This is a genomic window from Escherichia sp. KTE31, from assembly GCF_000407925.1.
GTDB classification, from domain to species: Bacteria; Pseudomonadota; Gammaproteobacteria; order Enterobacterales; family Enterobacteriaceae; genus Escherichia; species Escherichia ruysiae.
This window is the reverse complement of the sequence record NZ_KE136725.1, coordinates 287,715-309,371: the sequence shown is the minus strand read 5'-3', so window position 1 is coordinate 309,371 and position 21,657 is coordinate 287,715. Positions and strand designations below refer to the sequence as shown.

Sequence of the window (21,657 nt, the reverse complement as noted above, 5' to 3'; positions counted from 1 at the left end):
GATTACAGATGCATTAACTGGCGGAATTCTTTAACTTTGCTGCGGCTGACCGGCACTTCAAAATCCAGATCTTTCAGTCGCAGAATGTAGGTGTTATTAAACCACGGTTCGATTTCGCGTATTTTGTTCAGATTGACACAAAACGAGCGATGGCAGCGGAAAAAATGCGACGGCGGCAGCTTGCTGCAAAATTCGGTAATGTTCATCGGCATTACGTAGGATTCACGCCGCGTATAGACAAAGGTCATTTTTTCGTGCGCTTCGGCGTAATAGATATCATTAATTGGCGTAACGATAATTCGCTCATCTTTCACCAGATTAATGGTGTCATTCTCACGCGTTACTGTTGCCGCAGGCGTACTGCTGGTTTGCTGTTGCTGCCAGGCCGCTTCCAGTTTTTGCAGCATCCCGGTGATGCGTGACTCCTGATACGGTTTGAGAATGTAGTCAAACGCCTCCAGTTCAAACGCTTCTACCGCATGTTCTTTCCACGCGGTGATAAACACAATAAACGGTTTATGGGCAAACTGGCTGATGTTTTGCGCCAGCAGCACGCCATCCAGCGACGGAATATTGATATCCAGAAAAATGGCGTCGACGCGGTTATGCTGCAAAAACTTCAACACGTCCAGACCGTCGTCAAAGGTGCCGACAATCTCCATCTGGCTGTGCTCTTTAATCAGCCAGCTCAGTTCCTGTTGTGCCAGGAATTCGTCTTCAACAATGATGACTTTCACAATATCACTCCGGCTCAAAGCAATAACGTAGCCTGTGAGGCGACAGGGGTGCGTTGGTTAGGAATGTAAAATGCAATTTCCGTTCCTGGTTCCAGACGGCGGATATGCAGCCCCTCGCCATATAACAACTTCACGCGATGATGGACATTCAGCAGGCCAATTTTATTGCCCGGCATTTCGTTCGCTTCGACCCGCTCAATCACTTTCGGATCGATGCCGTGCCCGGTATCTCTCACCGCAATACGAACCCGATTACCGCACTCTGCAACGCTGATGGTGACAACGCCTTTACCTTTGCAAGGCTGAATACCGTGGACAATAGCGTTCTCCACCAACGGCTGGATCAGCAGGCTGGGTATACAGCAATTCACCTCTTCATCAATATCATAGATAACCGTCAGCTTGTCGCCAAAGCGAGCCTGCTCAATGGCGATATAGTCTTTTATTTGATACAGCTCTTTTTTGATATCGATTTGCTCATCGTCTTTTAATTCAAGGTTATAGCGCAGATAACGCGACAGATTAAAGATCAGCTGGCGAGCGGTATCCGGATTCAGGCGAATTGATGAGGAGATTGCATTCAGAGCGTTAAACAGAAAATGGGGATTAATTTTGCTTTGCAGGGCGCGAAGCTCTGCCTTATTTGCCATTTCACGCAGCTGCTCGGCGCGAGAAACTTCCAGTTGCGTGGAGATGATTTGCGACAGACCGACCGCCATTTCCTGTAGTGACGAAGTGATCTGATGCGCGTGGCAGTAGTAAATTTTCAGCGTCCCGGTAACGACTCCTTTCTCCCAAAGCGGGATCACCAGCATTGAGTGGATTTCCGGTGTGCGGTGAGCTTCATCATTATTTTTAATGATGATTTTTCCGTAATTCATCGCCTGACGTGTGGTTGGGCTAATAAAGTCATCACCATTCTGATAGTTATGTTCACCCACGCCAACGTAGGCCAGCACATGATCGGTATTGGTGATTGCTACCGCATCGGCGTGAATGTCATCGCGGATAATTTCGCAGACCTTGCGTAATGACTCGCTATTGACATGGCGAAACAGCGGCAGCGTTTTGTTGGCGATATCCAGCGCCAGCTTGGCTTGCCGCGCGGCGCTGGCCTCCTTTTCGCCCTCGACGCTTTGCACCAGCAGCACAATAAAACCGATACAGACGCTGCCGAGGATCATTGGAATCCCGATTTTTGACACAATGTCCAGCCCCAGTTCAGTGGTCGGCGCCCAGACAATCACCAGAATCATGGTCAGCGTTTCGCACAACATGCCGCCGAGAATACCGACTCGCCAACGCTGCGCTTTGGGGATTTTCAGGTTGATCCAGCCCGATATACATCCCGCCAGAATACTGGTGATAAAGCAGGGGATCGCCGTCACGCCACCAATATCAATAAGATAGCGGTGAATCCCGGCTATCACGCCGGTAATGATCCCCACCCACGGGCCAAATAAAATCCCGCCGGACATCACCGCAATAATACGTACATTAACCAGTGAGCCTTCCACCGGCACACCGGACCAGGTGCTGAACAGGGCAAACAGCGAGAAAATGGCGGTAACGGCGAGCAGCTCTTTCGGTGAGTGTGCCGACTTGTGCAACAGTTCGCGAAACAGGCGGATACGGATGAGAAAGAACAGGCAGATAAGCATTAACGCTGCCCGATCGAAGACCGCCAGCAGCATGTTGAATATTTCGTGCACGGGTAACTCTGGATAAGGATTAAACCTCTATGATAGGTAACCTGAAGGCTGATGACCAGCAGGCCGTTTTTGAGGAAAAACCACAATTTTAAAAGGGGATTGTCAGGCAAATGGTGTATTGGCAATGCATCTCTTGATAATGCACACTCAATAAGTAAATTTATTGAAATTATAATGTTAATTAATATGAATTTAATTTTCCTGGAAGAAAGTAAGGATTTCCCGTTTTATTACAGGTTTTCCTCTTTTTTTGGTAGAAAAAAATATTTGCTAAAACGCTCGACAGACAGAAATTAATCAGGCTATTTTCAAAACAGCCACCATCGTGGCAGCGTCGCTCGGACGGTCCGGGCGCTCACGTTAATCTGAGGAAATTATGGCTGACACTCGCCCTGAACGTCGCTTTACGCGTATTGATCGTCTCCCGCCCTACGTTTTTAACATTACCGCTGAACTGAAAATGGCTGCGCGCCGGCGTGGCGAAGATATTATCGATTTCAGTATGGGGAATCCGGACGGCGCGACCCCGCCGCATATCGTCGAAAAACTCTGTACCGTGGCGCAGCGCCCGGACACACACGGCTATTCCACTTCACGCGGCATTCCCCGGTTGCGTCGCGCCATTTCCCACTGGTATCAGGATCGCTACGACGTTGAGATAGATCCGGAATCAGAAGCCATCGTCACCATTGGCTCGAAAGAGGGGCTGGCGCACCTGATGCTGGCGACGCTGGATCACGGCGACACTGTGCTGGTGCCGAATCCAAGTTATCCGATTCATATCTACGGCGCGGTGATTGCCGGTGCGCAGGTACGTTCAGTGCCACTGGTGGAGGGTGTTGATTTCTTCAATGAACTGGAACGAGCAATTCGCGAAAGTTATCCGAAACCGAAGATGATGATCCTCGGCTTCCCGTCGAACCCAACCGCGCAATGTGTGGAACTGGAATTCTTCGAAAAGGTTGTTGCGCTGGCGAAACGCTACGATGTACTGGTGGTTCACGACCTGGCCTATGCCGATATCGTCTACGATGGCTGGAAAGCGCCGTCAATCATGCAGGTTCCGGGCGCACGTGACGTGGCGGTCGAGTTCTTTACCTTGTCGAAAAGTTACAACATGGCAGGCTGGCGTATTGGCTTTATGGTCGGTAACAAAACGCTGGTCAGTGCGCTGGCGCGTATCAAAAGCTACCACGATTACGGTACTTTTACGCCATTGCAGGTGGCTGCAATTGCCGCGCTGGAAGGCGATCAACAGTGCGTGCGCGATATTGCCGAACAGTATAAGCGCCGCCGCGATGTGCTGGTAAAAGGGCTGCATGAAGCGGGCTGGATGGTTGAAATGCCGAAGGCTTCGATGTATGTCTGGGCAAAAATCCCTGAACCGTATGCGGCAATGGGCTCGCTGGAGTTTGCCAAAAAGCTGCTTAACGAAGCGAAGGTCTGTGTCTCTCCGGGGATTGGCTTTGGCGACTACGGCGACACGCATGTACGCTTTGCGCTGATTGAAAACCGTGACCGTATTCGTCAGGCTGTCAGAGGTATCAAAGCGATGTTCCGCGCCGACGGTTTACTGCCCGCCAGCAGTAAACATATTCACGAAAACGCCGAATAAATGCATTCTCAGAAAAGCAAACAGGAGCCAGATGGCTCCTGTTTTTCGTTGCACAGTTTGCTTTTAGATCATCAGGGCAAAAGTACCGGCCCAAACGATGACCATAAAAGAAATGCCCATAAAGAAATATTTCACTTTACATCTCTCCGCGTAATTACAGTTACGCCTGAATGACTTCATTACATCTGATACAGTGAGCTGACACCGGGAAAACGACCTTAACAGGCCTCTGTTTTGCCGTGGGCATCACCCCAGAATTCTGAGCTGATTTGCTCGAGACGGCGCTAATGTACGCCTAAAACTAAATTGAAACAAGTGGCATTTTCTTATTTACTTTTAGTAACTTACGAGTGTCTCATATCGGCGACAGTTTAATTTCTGTCAGTAATAATTCATGATTCAGCGAAGGGGAAAGCCTTAAGAAAAAAGCCATAAAAACCATTGAGTTATTATGGCTAATTTGAGGAGGGAAGAAGAGCTGGTCGTTTGTTAAACGTATAACGACGCTTCACCCACCGGACGCGTTTTGAAGCGGCGGTGGATCCAGAGATACTGCTCCGGTGCGCGCATAATCTCTTTCTCAATAATCTTGTTCATATAAGCCGCAGCCTGACCTTCATCTGTCGGGTAGCCTTCCATTTCTGGGGTGATATACAAACGGTATCCGCTGTAATCGGCTTTTCGTACCATCGTCACAGTCAACATGGCGGAACCTGAGAGGCGTGACAATACGTAAGTGCCATTGGTTGTCGCAACATTTTCTACCGCAAAGAACGGAGCGAAGGAGCTTCCTTTACGACCATAATCCTGGTCGGGAGCGAACCATACGGCTTCACCTTTTTTCAAAGCACCAACAATACCGCGCAGATTATTTCTGCCGATCATCGCTTTATTCGAACGCATCCGACCACGGGTCTGCACCCATTCCATCAATTGATTATTATGCGGACGATAAGTTGCCATCATTGGCTGGCAAATCCCCATTACGCGGCCGCCCAGTTCCAGTGACATAAAATGTACGCCGACTACCATTACGCCGCGATTTTGCATTTGTGCGCGTTGCAGGTTATCCAGACCTTCAACATCAAACCATTTACGCACGCGACGATCGGGCCAGAACCACGCCATGCCGGTTTCAACCAGAGCCATACCAAGAGAACGAAAGTTTTCGGCAATCATCTTCTCGCGTTCTTCAGATGAATGCTGCGGGAAGCAAAGTTCAAGGTTTTTGCGGGCGATGGATTCGCGACGTTTCAGAAATGGTCTGGCTATCGTGCCGATACGTGTGCCAAGAAAACACAGGACAGGATAAGGAAGCTGTACCCAAAGCCAGAGTACGCCCAGACCAAACCACGTGAGCCAGTAGCGAGGATGGAGAAACTCGCGGGAAAATTTGCGTTGTGGAAACATAGTTACCTTCTGTAGATACGAATTGTTGTATCGCAGAAGATTCCATGTCGACAGCGGTACACTCAATATATTAGGCCATCATGTACGACAATGGTTCCTGTAAAGAGTGTAAAGACTAGCCAGGACAAAACCACGAGGAGCATGAATGCAGTACTTCCATTTTATCATCAGCCGATTGTTTTCAGCTACTGATTATTAATCACTCAAGTAAATATTTTTCAGAACTGGAAGCTCTATTTTTAACATCTTGTTTTTATTAGAACCTGGCAAAAATTGCCAGCGATTAAGAATTGTCTTACTATTAAACTACCTGAAGTAACAGGTTTTTTAGCGCGGCAGGAGGTTGAGCTATGATTTATTTATGGATGTTTCTCGCTCTGTGTATCGTTTGTGTCAGCGGATATATTGGCCAGGTACTAAATGTAGTATCTGCTGTCTCTTCATTTTTCGGCATGGTGATCCTCGCCGCCCTCATTTATTACTTCACTATGTGGTTAACTGGCGGTAATGAGCTGGTAACGGGGATATTTATGTTTATTGCCCCAGCTTGTGGCTTGATGATCCGCTTTATGGTGGGGTATGGAAGGCGGTAATAGGGGGCGAAAATTTTTATGGCAGGTGTTCAGAGCACCAACTGAAGATATTTTCACCTGTGACCATCCATTTCGTGAATATATAATGCCACTTTAGAGCAATCGGCTGGACATGACCGTTATTGTTGAGTTGGTGGCCGTTTTTACGTCATTTCCGATAAAAGGTCTTTGCATAGAATTATGCACAAACACGAAAAAGAGAGTGTTAGAAATTCTGGGGCATTTCAGTAATTTGCAATCAGAAAGGAATGACGTATGTACCGGCCCTTCGATTTTGATAAAACCCTTAGGTGCTTCAGTCCGGATCTAACGGATGAATACGGCATTTTAGATCACTTAATCAAATAGTTAACCTCAGCTACATTGACTGCGGAATTTGGCTCTCGTCTGGTTCAGTAGTTGGAAGCCAGGTCTAAAAACGGTTCCAGTAAAAAGATTATTAAAGCCACAACGGGCAGTTTCGAATGGACTGCGTCACGCGACTCTAATCGCTCGGTTGACTCCCAATTAGTGAAAAAGCGCCAGACCAAGTTCCCCAATAAGATCGAACGGATTATCATTCTCTTGTTGTGCTTGGGGTACGCTGCAGGATCTCTGCAGTGAGATTGAAGATTTATATGCTTTCAGTGTGCCCGCTATGACCATCATCGCCATGACAATAAGGCCATTTCTGAGTTAAACCAGTGGCAACAACGTCCACTGGAAAAGTTCTGAGTCTGTATCGGCTTAAAAAAGAATCGCTAGTTTCTGGTCATTTGTATCAAGTGACCAGCAAAATTAAAGCCCCTGCTTCGGGGCATAAATCATGCAATACTTTAGTGGCAGTGAATTTCGCTAATTAAGTTTGTTGGAACAATCATAACCCAGTTTGCTGGTTTGATTTGTATGGCTGAATTTGCGTTATCAATTTTTTCAGCGTGACATATTGAATAATAAAAATGATCATTTAAAAAAATGTTTTTCTTTGCCATTTCACCTTCTGATATTATGTCTGCATTCACAATATATATACACAATAACACTCCGGAAACAAAATAAGATAAATAACTGATTGGCTTTGAGAAATTACATTGAGATAAACATGCTATGAACAATAAGATAGAGAGAAAGTTTGTTCCTACAAAATATCTATCGGGAAATGTAGTTTGATAGTTATTCAGGAGATCGCTGAGGCCGATTCTACCAAAAACAGTCGTAACAAGACAGATAAATAGTGTGATCGCTAAAGTAAGTAAATGTTTTTTTATTGTTATATCTTTAGTTTTGAAAATAATTGTTGTACAAAAGATAATATATACAAATGATAGGGTTATCGATATTGAATCATTTAATTTTTCATACCACGGAAATACGAATGGATAAAGTAGCAGCCGAGCCGTTACCATTTCAATAATATTATTAGGATTATAGCCATAGTCACCAAGTCCGCCAGAGCCGTTGAGTCGAGGAAGTATAAATAAAGCTAATATGACCATGGATATTGCTAAAGGTAGCATATCCTTAATTAAAACATATTTATTTTTAACATTCAACAACTTGAATGAATAATAAACTCCTACAATTATAAATACGACTGGGTTTGTTGCGGCAGTTAACCAGATCATCATGTCAATAATAAATTTAGCATTTTTTTTATTGACGTACTCTCTCTGTATAATAAGAGCACTTGATATAGCTGGCATATAAAAACCAATTTGTAACAAATGACCGATATTTTCAGATTGAGAATGACCTAAAGGCAATAAGAGAGTTATGAAATATGCTAAAATAGAAAATAATGGATTGGATATTTTAATAATTAAATGAAAAGCCATAACGGCCATTAGACTATAGAAAAAATATGATACTACAGCTATAGATTGCGGAAGAAGCAATAAGGGACTCCCGCTTATAATACTGCTGATTGATGTTGATACAAATAAAAAGAAAATATTAAAGAATACAAAATAATCTTCTCTGGCATTAATGAAGGTTTCTAGCCAACCATGATTCAATGCATTAGCAACCCAGACACCATCTTCCGCATAAAGCCAGGGATTGATGATCGGAGTCGTATAACGCATAGCCAAAATTATCATGCCGAATATTATTAAAATAATATAACTGCTGATGTTTATATTTCTCATTTTCTTTTTCCTTGATTATAAAATCCAAAACACGCTTTAAATAAGACAATCAATACGGAAAAATTTCCTTTGATTCCATTTATTTTGGTAGGTATTTCACCTTTAGGATAACGACGAATGGTCGGAATTTCTAAGCAACGATAACCAAGTTGTGGGACTCGGTATGAAAGATATGCCAGTAGTTCATAAGATGAGAAAATATCACGGAACGGCGCAACACGCTCGTCAAGCAGCATTTTACGACTATAACCCCTAAATCCTTGAGTAGTATCTGTCCATTTAAATCCTGAAAAGAAACTAAGCATAGGCGCATGGATAAAACGTATTGCAATATCTCGGGTGAGAGGAGTATTTTCTGCTACACCACCATTAAGGAAACGAGATGCCTGGACGAAATGTACACCATTTTTTAGTGCTGTGATAAATTGTGGAATAGCCACAGGATCATCTTTGTCATTTCCATCAATAGTCACAATGCCTTCATAACCTTGCTCAAGAGCAAAAGCATAGGCACATCTTAGCTGTGCGCTTAGCTTACCTTGTGCTTTTTTCAGTATTAGACCTCGAACGCCTTTTCCCTGTAGAATATTGGGATTCAGAGAACCATCGGTGCTGCCACCATCAACAATAATTATATCCGCATAAGTTGATACATTTATGGCAGCCATTCTTGCTAATAGGTTATGTATACGATTGCCTTCGTTAATTACGGGGATAACGACGCAATAATTGTGTTTTTTACCAAGCCACATTTGGTTTTCGTAGGCAGGGACTTGCCATTTGGTACGAAGTGTTTGAGATATGAATTCAGTCATAATGTTTGCTTAACTTTTTACTTAACTTTAAGGGTAATAAGTGCGACACCACTCATCACCAACAGAATTCCAGTAATGGTAGACCAGTAAACTGGTTCGCGGAAAATAACGACAGAGAATAATGCGACACAGGCAATTGCACCAGAGGTCAGTATTGGGTGTGCTACATTCAAAGGTAAAAATGCCAGTGTAACAGCATATAACAAAAAGGCAATTCCATATAGAAATATCCCTAACCATAATGGCCAATTTGCAAGCGCAGCAAGAGGTTCAGCCAGACTTGGGAGCCTTCTGGGAGGGGTTATTGCTAATTTTATAAGAACACTGGCCGAGGCATTAGAAAATATGCCAAGAATTAAAATGAGCCACTTCATGCTATTCCCTCTTTCTACTGACGATAATGAGAAATTGCGAAATCAAGAGCATCCTCAATAGAGGAAAGCGAATGTTTATTTTGGGGATCGAGCATTTCAATTGTTGCAATTGAGTTCGGTAATGCGTGATAGAGAGCATTAGCAATATGTGTATGATTCGCACCGCTACAGCCTAAAGGAGCCAGATCTGGTTCACTGAGATGAATGTGACCTATAATGTCAGCGTTTTGCTGAAGGATATCATTAATATTTTCTTTGTTAATTATGATGGCACCAGTATCCAGCTGCATTTTAATTGCTGGGTGATTTACTTGCCGAACAACAAAAGCAGTTTCAGCACTGTCAATCATAAAATTTGCCCCGTAACAGACTGGGTTTGGTTCAAGGCAAAAATAAACGCCTTCTTGCTGCGCAATATCACCAAGATGATTAAAGAAATTTATTGCAATTTCAAGAGTGATACTATCAGATAATCCCTTTCGGTCGCGGTTTTTAGGTGATCCAAATACTAATGCTGGAATTCCTAAACCGGCAGCAATACGACTGATAGCCTGTAAGTGAACCAACATTCTTTTTTGTACTTCGTTGGTTGAAAAAAGATTTAACCCTTGGGTTCCAAATAATAGTGATTGCATACCAACTAATGAAATTTCATTATCATGCCAGTAATTACGAACGGCAAATATTTCGTGTTCACTTGCGTCTAACGGATTGGAGAAGTATTTTCCAGGGGCAATATCTATTGCATCAATCTGTCTGGAATGTAGTAGGTGACAGATAGAATCATCATTAGTTATATTCCAGGCTATACCTGAGAGTGAAAGTCTCATTTTAATTACTGCCTATTTTCAGATTGTGCATAAGCGCGTATTGCCATCAATGATTCACGACGGTTATACTGATAGTCATGATCGTTAGTAAATAAGTGGCTATGGCAACTTTTCATATCGTAATATCCAGGTTTATCCTGAATGTGATTGCAAAAATCGAAGCCAAAGCTACGTTGTGCTATATCAGCGACGCTTATTGGTGCCGCAGTCAAATGTACCAGCGATAATTTATGTTGTAGCGCAATGTTAATGTCATACCACAAGTTGATCATCGGGTAAAATTGAAAAACACTACGACTTTCAATTTGTAAAATATTATTTTTATGCAAAAAATCATAGATAATGTTTTTTTTGAGACCTGGCCCAACGAGGCCTGGTAACCGTACAATTAGATTGTCAGGGAATTGTTTGCTCACAAATTGTTCTAAATAATATCTGTGTGCACCGTAAGCATGTAATCCTTCTGTTTCGATTGATGTAGTCTCATCAACATTAACTGGATCTTTAAAGACATCTACAGTACTAATCAAAATGAATTTTTGACAAGATATGTTTTTTAATTTTTCAATTAGGTTATTGATTTTTTTATGTCGTCGGCAGGATCTTTATTTGCAAGCCATTTTTGTGCAGGGGCACCGGCACAAACTACCGTGTCAAATGTTTTCCCAACAATTTCGCCGATGTTGGTTGAGCGATATAGTGCATCGAAACGACGTTGTCTTAATAAAGTTGTACCGACAAAACCGGAATATCCAATCAATGCGTCCATTCTTCCCCCCTAGTCTGTGGTGTTAAACCATCACGACCAGTTTGTACATAATTAGACTCTAGTGGCAGAGAAGTGTGCATAACATTAAACCTATCGGTATTAACCATAACTTCACTTGTTCGTTCATAAACCACTGCATATTCTGCCTGTGAGTTGCTTTCATCCAGCAGGCGCCCCAAATACTCGCCAAAAAAAGCCATCATGACGAACTGAATTATAAATAATGAAGTTACAACTAATATAGACGTTGTCCAGCCCTCAACAATAAGCCCACTGAACAGATGGATCAACACGCTATAACAAGCAAATAGAAAACCCGCAAGACTTCCGCCGAAACCGAGAATAGACATCCAACGTAGCGGCTTCGTGGAGTTAAATATTACCAAGTGCATCAATCGATGCAATGATTTTACTACCCCGGCGCCCTCTGATTGTTTTAGCGGTTTGTAGATGAGGGCTTCGGCTGGATAGCCGGTTTTGTGAATACGAAGATAGAATTGGTGGTGAAATCGACCGATTCGAGTAACGGCATTTACAGCGCGACGGCTTAAACAACGTAACCCCGTTGAATTAGAAGGAATCTCATAATCTATGGTGCGCAATGCAACATTCATGAGTCGACGAAGTATCCGATAACGTAGTGAACGAACGCTATTCGAGACACCAATTACGACATCGGCACCTTCACGACATTTGTTAACACTTTGAGGTACGACTTCTACCGGATCGGCCAGTGGATTCCATAAAACAACAAAATCACCAATAGCACTTTCTAATCCAGCCGCTAACGCAACATCATGAAATACGGGAGTGGATAGCTGGATTATTCGTACACAAGGAATATCCTTCAACACTCGATCTTCTACCTGTGCACTCGTACTGTCTAACCCCGGTGCTATCACGACTAATTCGTAATCACTGTATAGCGTATCCAGAAGTGAGGCAAGTTTAGATAAAGAAGCATAGATATAATTCAAGTGGTCTGGAATGACAATAACGACTGATACAAAAGATTCACTTTTCATTTTTATCAACTCAACTCGATCACACGTTCTATTTCATGTAGAGCATCATAAATATTGTCAATTTTCCCACCCATCACGCAGTGAAGCCCCTTCAATATATAATTCGGGCGAAATAAAATTGGGCGAGAATCATCGCTATCACTTCGTGGAAGGATTGTTTTTACTTCCCAGATTGAGCTTTGATATTGGCATTCACTCAAACAAGGGATATAACGCGTGGCATCTCTTACCATATGCCCCCAGGCCGAATGCCGTTCATTTAGTTCATACTTTCTATATGCATCCTCATAAGGTTTATTTGGTCTGTCATTCCATTGGTAATGGGGTGTGTATCGAACATGGCTGAAGGAATGTAGTTGAGCTGGTGGGAATGGCATAACAGAAAAAAATGGGCCGCACATTAGTGTTAGCCCCATTTTTTTTAGCTCATCTGGAACAGTTACAAGGCACATTTCCGTCATTTCATGACGAAGGGGAATTAATGTAAGCTCAGAACCATTCAAGAGATAATTAATTCTTGAATAAGTACAATTGAAAAGATGATCAACATAGCTAATATCTGGTTGTCCAGATATTGTTGTGATTACCTCTAACCCCTCACCAGATTTGCTAACTTTTTCAACAACCGCGTCCGTTACAATAGTAACTTTTGCTGCTGAAAGCCGTTGTTGCATTGTATTACGCAGCTTATGGGAATCAAATGCATACTCCCGGGTAATAAACACCGCATCGATAAGTACAGGATTAATCAAACGTTTCACTGACGGAGGAGCATCTTCACATTCAGTACCTATACGTTGACAAAATCGGCTAAATTGTGCACCTGTTATTTTACTCAACGCACCTGCAACAAGGTAATATTTGGCAAAATCATCTTCAATGCAGTCGCGAAATTCTTTAACAAAACGAGGGAAAGAGATACGAGAGCGTAACGCTGTCAAGATGCTGCGTGGATAATGATAGCCATTGTGCACTCGAGCCTGATTAACATAGGATGCACGGGACATGAGTTCCTGACTTTTCTCATAAACTGTAACTTTATAACCCTTCAATGCAAGTTGTTCTGCCAGATACAAACCAAAAAAACCACCTCCTGCGATTGCAATATTTTTACTCCCCATAATCGTAATCTCCGAATAATACGTTAAAACTAGAAATATTAATATTGATAAGTATTAACGTTGATAAGTATTAATGTGGTAAATTTGGGTGTGCAAAAACTTAACCGAAATTATATTTTTAGATTGTCCTTAATATTGGGATAATACTTAATTCGTGAGATGAATGAAAGTCTATTGTGAATTTTTAGTGGTTTATTGAGTTTGTTCAGCTGAACAGTGGTGATTGTAGTGGTCAACAAAAACTGGCCATTACTTTAGATTTTTTCTGGTATCTATTTCCCGACAGTCAGGATTTTCTCCTTACCGTCAATCTTGTAGCGAAGCTGCCATACCTTTTTCCCTGACACAGGGACATATAGGTACAGGCCATTACCATCGAGAAGGCGGTATGGTTTTTCTTTCGGCTTTGCTGCTTCAATCTGCTTAACGGTGAGCATGGGTAAAAATCCGGTGGGTAAAATTATTTTATCCACTTTTTACCCGTCATGGAGTGCGGCTGTTAACAATCTTACGCGAACTATGACGAACTGTGGATGCACGGAAAGCTTGATATTTATGGAATTTTGCGGACTGGTACGGATGGGAGCGAACTGATAAATGGTGTCCCCTGCAGGAATCGAACCTGCAATTAGCCCTTAGGAGGGGCTCGTTATATCCATTTAACTAAGAGGACAATGCGGCATGAGTATAACCGCTATTAAACAGCGGGGTAAGTACACTGTCGCTCGATTGCTTAAACCCTCGCCACTTATAGCGGATTTTTATCATTTTTCTTAATGATTTCCGCATGTTCTGCTTTCTGGCGTGCCTCTTCTTTACGCTTGTTACTCATATCGTTACGGATTTGCGCATGGCTCATTAATGCGAAGATGAAGGTGCCGCCGCAGATGTTTCCCGCCAGAGTAGGTAGCGCGAATGGCCAGATGAAATCGCTCCAGTGCAGCGTGCCGTTAAAGACCAGATAGAGGATCTCTACAGAACCGACGACGATGTGGGTAGTGTCGCCCAGTGCGATAAGCCATGTCATCAATATAATTACGACAATCTTTGCCGCTCCCGCAGCAGGGAACATCCATACCATTGTGGCTATAAGCCAGCCGGAGATGATCGCGTTGGCAAACATCTCGCTGGGGGTGTTTTTCATCACATCCATGCCGATTTTGACAAACGCATCGCGGGTTTCTTCATTAAAGATAGGCATATACTCAAATGCCCACGCCGCAATACCTGTTCCGAGAATATTACCCAGCAGCACGACGCCCCATAACCGCATCAGTAAGCCGATGTTGCCGATAGTCGGTTTTTGCATCACCGGCAGTACCGCAGTTACGGTATTCTCAGTAAATAATTGCTGGCGAGCCATAATGACGATAATAAAACCAAAGGTATAACCCAGATTCTCCAGCAAAAAACTCCCCGGCACACCTTCCAGTTCGACATGAAATATCCCTTTTGCCAGTAGAGATGCGCCCATCGACAGACCCGCCGCAATGGCTGACCACAGTAGCGCCATCGCGTCGCGCTCCAGCTCTTTTTCGCCGTCCTGACGGATATGTTCGTGAATAGCCATCGCTCTGGAGGGGAGCCGGTCTTCGTCTATTTCTATTTTTTTCCCGCGTTCTTTTTCTTCGCTCTCTACTTCAAGTTCGTCGCTGTGTTTATCTATTTTGTCATTGTCCATGATGTCGTCTCTTGAATTAGCACGTATAGCTAAAGCGTAGCGGCTTTTTTGCTCGCAACTGGCGGGAGTTACTCTGAAAATGTATAAAAGGCTGCGTTTGCCTTTTTCTGTTTCTACAGAATCAAGTAGCCTACAGGGCGGCGATTACCAGGCTATGATCAAGTCAGCATTCCAGGGCGTCTGGACATCAGTTGACGTGCTGTTACAATCGCCCACACCTAAACAGGCGGATACGGTATCGTTCCGTCATGGATGGCAAACTGCATAAGCCATAAAAAAGCCATAAAAAACAGGGAGACATTTATGAAGCTTCGCCTGTCGGCGCTTGCTCTGGGAACTACGCTTCTGGTGGGGTGTGCGAGTTCCGGTACAGATCAGCAAGGGCGTTCTGACCCGTTAGAAGGGTTCAACCGCACCATGTACAATTTTAACTTCAATGTGTTAGACCCGTATGTGGTTCGACCGGTAGCTGTCGTCTGGCGTGATTATGTTCCGCAACCGGCGCGTAACGGTTTGAGCAACTTTACCGGCAACCTTGAAGAACCTGCGGTGATGGTTAACTACTTCTTGCAGGGCGACCCTTATCAGGGGATGGTCCACTTTACCCGCTTTTTCCTGAACACCATTTTGGGTATGGGCGGCTTTATTGATGTTGCGGGGATGGCGAATCCGAAACTGCAACGCACTGAACCTCACCGTTTTGGTAGCACGCTCGGTCACTATGGCGTGGGCTATGGGCCGTACGTTCAGTTACCGTTCTACGGTAGCTTTACGCTGCGTGATGACGGCGGTGATATGGCAGATAATCTTTACCCGGTACTTTCCTGGCTGACGTGGCCGATGTCGGTGGGTAAATGGACGCTTGAAGGGATCGAAACTCGTGCGCAGTTGCTGGATTCTGACGGCTTGCTTCGCCAGTCCTCCGATCCTTATATCATGGTGCGCGAGGCTTACTTCCAGCGTCATGATTTCATCGCCAATGGCGGTGAACTCAAACCACAAGAAAACCCGAATGCGCAAGCGATTCAGGATGATTTAAAAGATATCGATTCTGAATAAGCCGCAAATAAAAAAGGTGAGTCGTAAAACTCACCTTTTTTTTATTAAACGAACGTGTTATTAGAACGCGTAGTTAAAGTTAGTCCCGAACAGCCAGGCTTTACCTTCAGACTCGAAGGAATAAGCTGCCGCGCCTTCACCTTCGGTGAATTTCACTTTCTGACCATGCATATAAGATGCGCCAACGTCAATGGATGCATCTTCATTAAATGCGTAGGTTAACCCAGCACTTAACCACAAGCGATCCTGGTCAGGAATGGAAATAGAACGTTTATCTGCCGGAACCGGGCTGTCGTCATAGGCGATACCGGTACGGAAGGTCCAGTTTTTATCGTAATAGTAGGTTGCACCCAACGCGATACGATATGCGTCACGGAATCCTTCATCTTTATAGAACAGCGTCTGACCACTATCGCCTTTCGCTTTCAGCTCCTGAAACTGGCTCCAGCTGGTATAGGCCATGCTGTAGTGAATTGCCCACTGCGGCGCAACACGGTTATAACCAGAAATCTCCCACATCTCAGGCAGGTTGAGTGTCAAGGATCCATTTTGTGTTGCACCCATCGTGCCATACGGCAAGCCCATGTTACCCAAAATGTTGTTCAGATTTGGGTTAATGGAGCTTTTGTAATCCCCTTCGAAGTCGATTTTAACTTCTGAACGATATGTCAGGCCCCAACGGTTATCTTTATCCAGTTCATAAAGAATACCCGCGTTCCAGCCAAAGCCCCACTCGTCACCTTTCAGATGAGCAATTTGAGAGTCCGGAGTATTAATACCATTGGTCAATGAAGCGGGTACACCCTGGGCAATCAACTGTTGAGACAACAAAGGCCCCAGCGAACCGGCGTAACGCTCAATTTTTGCCTTGGCGTAAACAGCATCAAAACCAAGACCAAAACTCCAGCTATTGTTAAGGCGATAAGCCCCGCTAAGGTTAAGGTTGATTGTCTGCAGATCGGTTTTACCGCCATAGATACCAGCAGCGTAGTTGTCGGTAAATTCCGTAGCCAGGCCGTAGTTGGACGTTATTGACGCCCCCCAACCAAACTGATCGTTAATAGGCGCGACAAAGTGCAGGTTAGGTACCCACGCTGTCGGTGCGATATTTTTAGCATTTGCACTCTGACCGGTTAAATTAGAATGTCCGGTAATATCTACATCCGGATCAATATAAACCGCACCCGCAGAAAAAGTTGGGCGGTCAAACATGGTAATCAACGCGGGGTTACGGCTGACGTTACCGGCATCATCGGCAATTGCGCCTTCCCCTGAATAAGCCCGGCCCAGGCCAGAGGAAGAAAATTCGTTTAACTGAAAGCCTGCCGACCAGGCCTGGGTGGAGATAAGTGCCACTGCGACTGCGAGAGCAGACTTTGTAAACAGGGTTTTCTGGCTCATGACCATAACCTCAATAATTTATTTTTATACAAACTATGTTACGTGCTGTAACAGGAGCGCGAAGTGTAGGTGCTGATGTACATCTTAGAAATCAGACCAGTGGCGAGAGTATAGGTCTGACCAGATGGAATGTTGCAAGTATGTTTCTATCTTTTTTCAAATATGATCTAAGAAACGCGATCCAGCTGGCAAAATTTGGAGGTGGCGCACTCATCCATCCGGGTGAATTTTGTTTTAGATCATTTTTAAGTGTGATTTCGGTCACTTATCCGATTTTGCAGAATTAACAACTGGAGCAGCACTTTCCGGAAGCGTAAAATATCCGCAACGTTTATCTGGCACCTTGGGTGCACATACAGAGGAAATCAACGATGAGTAAATGTAGTGCTGATGAAACCCCGGTTTGCTGCTGTATGGATGTTGGCACCATTATGGACAACTCCGATTGCACCGCGTCTTATAGCCGCGTGTTTGCAAACCGCGCAGAAGCAGAACAAATGCTGGCGGCGCTGACTGAAAAAGCCCGTGGCGTGGAATCCGAACCTTGCAAAATCACCCCGACTTTCACTGAAGAGTCTGATGGTGTTCGCCTGGATATCGATTTCACTTTTGCCTGCGAAGCTGAAATGCTGATCTTCCAGCTGGGTCTGCGTTAATTCCTCTCAGGTACGCACGCCCCTGCCAGTTGCTGGCAGGGGCGTTTTGTTTTCTCTTCTTCTTTTCTCTCTGTGTCATAGCTCCCACTTTCCCTTTTCTCCACTTGGCTAAATGTAAAAAAATGGTTAAGACTATGATCAGGTCAGACCACTTTATATATTTTTTTACAGGGGAGTGTTATGGGTCAGGTTTTACCGCTGGTTACCCGTCAGGGCGATCGTATCGCCATCGTTAGCGGATTACGCACGCCTTTTGCTCGCCAGGCGACGGCTTTTCATGGCATTCCCGCTGTTGATTTGGGGAAGATGGTCGTCGGAGAACTGCTTGCTCGTAGCGAGATCCCCGCCGAAGTGATTGAACAACTGGTATTTGGTCAGGTTGTGCAAATGCCGGAAGCCCCCAACATTGCGCGTGAAATTGTTCTTGGCACCGGAATGAACGTCCATACCGATGCTTACAGCGTCAGTCGTGCCTGTGCCACCAGTTTCCAGGCTGTGGCAAACGTTGCCGAAAGCCTGATGGCGGGAACTATTCGCGCGGGGATTGCCGGTGGGGCAGATTCCTCATCGGTATTGCCGATTGGCGTTAGTAAAAAGCTGGCGCGCGTGCTGGTGGATGTCAACAAAGCACGCACAATGAGTCAACGGCTGAAACTCTTTTCCCGCCTGCGTTTGCGTGACTTAATGCCTGTACCGCCTGCGGTAGCAGAATATTCCACAGGCTTGCGGATGGGTGACACCGCCGAACAAATGGCGAAAACCTACGGTATTACTCGCGAACAGCAAGATGCGCTGGCGCATCGTTCGCATCAGCGAGCCGCTCAGGCGTGGTCGGAAGGTAAACTCAAAGAAGAAGTGATGACCGCCTTTATCCCTCCTTATAAACAACCGTTCGCGGAAGATAATAATATTCGCGCTAATTCCACGCTTGCCGATTACGCAAAGCTACGTCCGGCGTTTGATCGCAAACACGGAACGGTAACGGCGGCAAACAGTACGCCGCTGACCGATGGTGCTGCGGCGGTGATCCTGATGACCGAATCGCGGGCGAAAGAATTAGGGCTGGTGCCGCTGGGATATCTGCGCAGTTATGCATTTACCGCGATAGATGTCTGGCAGGACATGCTGCTCGGCCCGGCCTGGTCAACACCGCTGGCGCTGGAACGTGCCGGTTTGACGATGAGCGATCTGACATTGATTGATATGCACGAAGCCTTTGCTGCCCAGACGCTGGCGAATATTCAGTTACTGGGTAGCGAACGTTTTGCCCGCGATGTGCTGGGGCGCGCACATGCCACTGGTGAAGTGGACGACAGCAAATTTAACGTGCTTGGCGGCTCGATAGCTTACGGGCATCCCTTTGCGGCGACTGGCGCGCGGATGATAACTCAGACATTGCATGAACTTCGCCGACGCGGCGGTGGATTTGGTTTAGTGACCGCCTGTGCTGCCGGTGGGCTTGGCGCAGCAATGGTTCTGGAGGCGGAATAATGGAAATGGCATCAGCATTTACCCTCAATATGCGTCTGGACAACATTGCCATCATCACCATCGACGTTCCCGGTGAGAAAATGAATACCCTGAAGGCGGAGTTTGCCTCACAGATGTGCGTCATTATTAAGCAACTCCGCGAAAATAAAGATCTGCGCGGCGTGGTGTTTATCTCCGCGAAACCAGACAACTTTATTGCCGGCGCGGATATCAACATGATCGGCAACTGCAAAACGGCGCAAGAAGCGGAAGCACTGGCGCGGCAGGGGCAACAGTTAATGGCAGAGATTCATGCTTTGCCCGTTCCGGTTATCGCGGCTATTCACGGCGCATGTCTTGGCGGCGGACTGGAGCTAGCACTGGCGTGTCATGGTCGCATCTGTACCGACGATCCTAAAACGGTGCTCGGTTTGCCTGAAGTTCAGCTTGGGTTGTTACCCGGTTCAGGTGGAACCCAGCGTTTACCGCGCCTGATAGGCGTCAGCACAGCATTAGAGATGATCCTCACCGGCAAGCAGCTTCGGGCAAAACAGGCGTTAAAGCTGGGGCTGGTGGATGACGTCGTTCCGCATTCCATTTTACTGGAAGCCGCTGTGGAGCTGGCGAAGCAGGATCGTCCGGTTTCGCGGACACTCCCGGTTCGCGAACGTGTGATGGCGGGGCCATTAGGTCGTGCGCTGTTATTCAAAATGGTAAGCAAAAAAACAGAACAGAAAACCCAGGGTAACTATCCGGCGACGGAACGTATTCTTGAGGTTGTCGAGACAGGGTTAGCGCAGGGCACCAGCAGCGGCTATGACGCTGAAGCAAGAGCCTTTGGTGAACTGGCGATGACGTCGCAATCAAAGGCATTGCGCAATATCTTTTTTGCCAGTACTGATGTGAAGAAAGATCCTGGCAGCAATGTTGCACCCGCTCCCTTAAACAGCGTGGGGATTTTAGGCGGCGGCTTGATGGGCGGCGGTATTGCTTACGTCACTGCCTGTAAAGCGGGTCTGCCGGTACGAATTAAAGATATCAACGCTCAGGGGATTAATCATGCGCTGAAATACAGTTGGGATCAGCTGGAGAGTAAAGTGCGCCGTCGTCATCTCAAAGCCAGTGAACGCGACAAACAGCTGGCGCTGATTTCGGGGGCGACGGATTATCGCGGCTTTGCCCATCGCGATCTGATTATTGAAGCAGTATTTGAAAATCTCGAATTAAAACAACAGATGGTGGCAGAAGTTGAGCAAAACTGCGCCGCTCATACCATTTTTGCTTCGAATACCTCATCTTTACCGATTGGCGATATCGCCGCTCACGCCACGCGACCAGAGCAAGTTATCGGCCTGCATTTCTTCAGTCCGGTGGAAAAAATGCCGCTGGTGGAGATCATTCCTCATGCGGGGACATCGGCGCAAACCATCGCCACTACGGTAAAACTGGCGAAAAAACAGGGTAAAACGCCAATTGTCGTGCGTGATAAAGCCGGGTTTTACGTCAATCGCATCTTAGCGCCTTACATTAATGAAGCTATCCGCATGTTGACCGAAGGTGAGCGGGTAGAGCACATTGATGCCGCGCTGGTGAAATTTGGTTTTCCGGTAGGTCCAATCCAACTTTTGGATGAGGTAGGAATCGACACCGGGACTAAAATTATTCCTGTACTGGAAGCAGCTTATGGAGAACGTTTTAGCGCGCCTGCAAATGTTGTTTCTTCAATTTTGAACGACGATCGCAAAGGCAGAAAAAATGGCCGGGGTTTCTATCTTTATGGTCAGAAAGGGCGTAAAAGCAAAAAACAGGTCGATCCCGCTATTTACCCGCTGATTGGCGCGCAAGGGCAGGGGCGGCTTTCCGCACTGCAGGTTGCTGAACGGTGTGTGATGTTGATGCTGAATGAAGCAGTACGTTGTCTGGATGAGCAGGTTATCCGTAGCGTGCGTGACGGGGACATTGGCGCGGTATTTGGCATTGGTTTTCCACCGTTTCTTGGTGGGCCGTTCCGCTATATCGATTCTCTCGGCGCGGGCGAAGTGGTTGCAATAATGCAACGACTGGCCACGCAGTATGGTTCCCGTTTTACCCCTTGCGAGCGTTTGGTCGAGATGGGCGCGCGCGGGGAAAGTTTTTGGAAAACAACTGCAACTGACCTGCAATAAGAAGGTCAAAGCTATATGAATCCGCGCTGAATGGCGGAGTGTTGTTCAAAATGTAAACGCATATTGACTATACTTACGCCATTGAGGTAAAAAACAGC

At 45.6% G+C, this 21,657-nt stretch carries 20 protein-coding genes, 1 tRNA gene and 1 pseudogene; 6 read left to right on the top strand and 16 right to left on the bottom strand.

Going from position 1 to position 21,657, the window contains the following annotated elements; translation table 11 throughout:
* Positions 1 to 2: 2 nt before the first annotated feature.
* Both ypdB and ypdA read right to left on the bottom strand, forming a co-directional pair.
* Positions 3 to 737 (bottom strand): two-component system response regulator YpdB, encoded by a 735-nt coding sequence (gene ypdB / locus WES_RS06470; RefSeq protein ID WP_001295458.1) that lies wholly within the window; start codon positions 735 to 737, stop codon positions 3 to 5.
* Between the two features lie 14 nt (positions 738 to 751).
* Entirely contained in the window at positions 752 to 2,449 is a 1,698-nt protein-coding gene (gene ypdA / locus WES_RS06475; RefSeq protein WP_016158720.1) for a two-component system sensor histidine kinase YpdA, read from the bottom strand.
* A gap of 376 nt (positions 2,450 to 2,825) precedes the next feature.
* On the opposite strand from ypdA, the gene alaC reads away from it, so the two are divergent.
* A complete protein-coding gene (gene alaC / locus WES_RS06480; RefSeq protein WP_016158719.1) occupies positions 2,826 to 4,064 on the top strand; it encodes an alanine transaminase in 1,239 nt (412 codons plus the stop codon).
* 63 nt (positions 4,065 to 4,127) lie between these two features.
* Here alaC and ypdK read toward each other — a convergent pair whose 3' ends face one another.
* Positions 4,128 to 4,199 (bottom strand): membrane protein YpdK, encoded by a 72-nt coding sequence (gene ypdK / locus WES_RS23740; RefSeq protein ID WP_010723117.1) that lies wholly within the window; start codon positions 4,197 to 4,199, stop codon positions 4,128 to 4,130.
* Between the two features lie 354 nt (positions 4,200 to 4,553).
* Positions 4,554 to 5,474: a kdo(2)-lipid IV(A) palmitoleoyltransferase gene (gene lpxP, locus WES_RS06485; RefSeq protein ID WP_016158718.1), complete on the bottom strand. Its 921-nt coding sequence runs from the start codon at positions 5,472 to 5,474 to the stop codon at positions 4,554 to 4,556.
* A gap of 350 nt (positions 5,475 to 5,824) precedes the next feature.
* On the opposite strand from lpxP, the gene WES_RS06490 reads away from it, so the two are divergent.
* Positions 5,825 to 6,067, top strand: a complete 243-nt coding sequence (locus WES_RS06490) for a YfdY family protein (protein ID WP_000639882.1) — start codon at positions 5,825 to 5,827, stop codon at positions 6,065 to 6,067.
* A gap of 815 nt (positions 6,068 to 6,882) precedes the next feature.
* On the opposite strand, the gene WES_RS06495 is transcribed toward WES_RS06490, so the two are convergent.
* The 11 genes and pseudogenes from WES_RS06495 to WES_RS06535 form a co-directional block, all read right to left on the bottom strand.
* Positions 6,883 to 8,193 (bottom strand): hypothetical protein, encoded by a 1,311-nt coding sequence (locus tag WES_RS06495; protein WP_016158716.1) that lies wholly within the window; start codon positions 8,191 to 8,193, stop codon positions 6,883 to 6,885.
* Positions 8,190 to 9,008, bottom strand: coding sequence for a glycosyltransferase family 2 protein (locus tag WES_RS06500; protein WP_016158715.1), 819 nt, complete (start codon positions 9,006 to 9,008; stop codon positions 8,190 to 8,192). The genes WES_RS06495 and WES_RS06500 overlap by 4 nt, the downstream gene beginning before the upstream one ends.
* Before the next feature lie 17 nt (positions 9,009 to 9,025).
* Positions 9,026 to 9,382: a DMT family transporter gene (locus tag WES_RS06505; protein ID WP_016158714.1), complete on the bottom strand. Its 357-nt coding sequence runs from the start codon at positions 9,380 to 9,382 to the stop codon at positions 9,026 to 9,028.
* Between the two features lie 14 nt (positions 9,383 to 9,396).
* Positions 9,397 to 10,212, bottom strand: a complete 816-nt coding sequence (locus WES_RS06510) for a sugar phosphate isomerase/epimerase family protein (protein WP_016158713.1) — start codon at positions 10,210 to 10,212, stop codon at positions 9,397 to 9,399.
* Between the two features lie 5 nt (positions 10,213 to 10,217).
* A complete protein-coding gene (locus tag WES_RS0121630; protein WP_016158712.1) occupies positions 10,218 to 10,742 on the bottom strand; it encodes a hypothetical protein in 525 nt (174 codons plus the stop codon).
* 38 nt (positions 10,743 to 10,780) lie between these two features.
* On the bottom strand, positions 10,781 to 10,981 hold the full coding sequence (locus WES_RS24570; RefSeq protein WP_016158711.1) for a hypothetical protein: 201 nt from the start codon (positions 10,979 to 10,981) through the stop codon (positions 10,781 to 10,783).
* Positions 10,969 to 12,006 (bottom strand): glycosyltransferase family protein, encoded by a 1,038-nt coding sequence (locus WES_RS06515; RefSeq protein WP_016158710.1) that lies wholly within the window; start codon positions 12,004 to 12,006, stop codon positions 10,969 to 10,971. Before WES_RS06515 ends, WES_RS24570 begins: the two co-directional genes overlap by 13 nt.
* A gap of 5 nt (positions 12,007 to 12,011) precedes the next feature.
* Positions 12,012 to 13,127 (bottom strand): FAD-dependent oxidoreductase, encoded by a 1,116-nt coding sequence (locus WES_RS06520; RefSeq protein ID WP_016158709.1) that lies wholly within the window; start codon positions 13,125 to 13,127, stop codon positions 12,012 to 12,014.
* A 275-nt stretch (positions 13,128 to 13,402) separates the two neighbouring features.
* Positions 13,403 to 13,564: pseudogene (locus tag WES_RS06525) on the bottom strand (Arm DNA-binding domain-containing protein); the annotation flags it as partial.
* 161 nt (positions 13,565 to 13,725) lie between these two features.
* Positions 13,726 to 13,800: transfer RNA gene (locus WES_RS06530), tRNA-Arg, on the bottom strand.
* Positions 13,801 to 13,875: 75 nt separating this feature from the next.
* Complete coding sequence (locus tag WES_RS06535; RefSeq protein ID WP_016158707.1) at positions 13,876 to 14,808, bottom strand: formate/nitrite transporter family protein; 933 nt, start codon at positions 14,806 to 14,808, stop codon at positions 13,876 to 13,878.
* Positions 14,809 to 15,111: 303 nt separating this feature from the next.
* Between WES_RS06535 and mlaA the strand changes: the two genes are divergently transcribed.
* Complete coding sequence (gene mlaA / locus WES_RS06540) at positions 15,112 to 15,867, top strand: phospholipid-binding lipoprotein MlaA (RefSeq protein WP_016158706.1); 756 nt, start codon at positions 15,112 to 15,114, stop codon at positions 15,865 to 15,867.
* Positions 15,868 to 15,927: 60 nt separating this feature from the next.
* Here mlaA and fadL read toward each other — a convergent pair whose 3' ends face one another.
* Positions 15,928 to 17,268 (bottom strand): long-chain fatty acid transporter FadL, encoded by a 1,341-nt coding sequence (fadL, locus tag WES_RS06545; RefSeq protein ID WP_010355469.1) that lies wholly within the window; start codon positions 17,266 to 17,268, stop codon positions 15,928 to 15,930.
* A 371-nt stretch (positions 17,269 to 17,639) separates the two neighbouring features.
* On the opposite strand from fadL, the gene WES_RS06550 reads away from it, so the two are divergent.
* The 3 genes from WES_RS06550 (at position 17,640) to fadJ (ending at position 21,559) form a co-directional block, all read left to right on the top strand.
* On the top strand, positions 17,640 to 17,924 hold the full coding sequence (locus tag WES_RS06550; RefSeq protein ID WP_010353400.1) for a YfcZ/YiiS family protein: 285 nt from the start codon (positions 17,640 to 17,642) through the stop codon (positions 17,922 to 17,924).
* Positions 17,925 to 18,104: 180 nt separating this feature from the next.
* A complete protein-coding gene (gene fadI, locus WES_RS06555; RefSeq protein ID WP_016158705.1) occupies positions 18,105 to 19,415 on the top strand; it encodes an acetyl-CoA C-acyltransferase FadI in 1,311 nt (436 codons plus the stop codon).
* On the top strand, positions 19,415 to 21,559 hold the full coding sequence (fadJ, locus tag WES_RS06560) for a fatty acid oxidation complex subunit alpha FadJ (RefSeq protein ID WP_016158704.1): 2,145 nt from the start codon (positions 19,415 to 19,417) through the stop codon (positions 21,557 to 21,559). The genes fadI and fadJ overlap by 1 nt, the downstream gene beginning before the upstream one ends.
* The last annotated feature ends 98 nt before the right edge of the window (positions 21,560 to 21,657 follow it).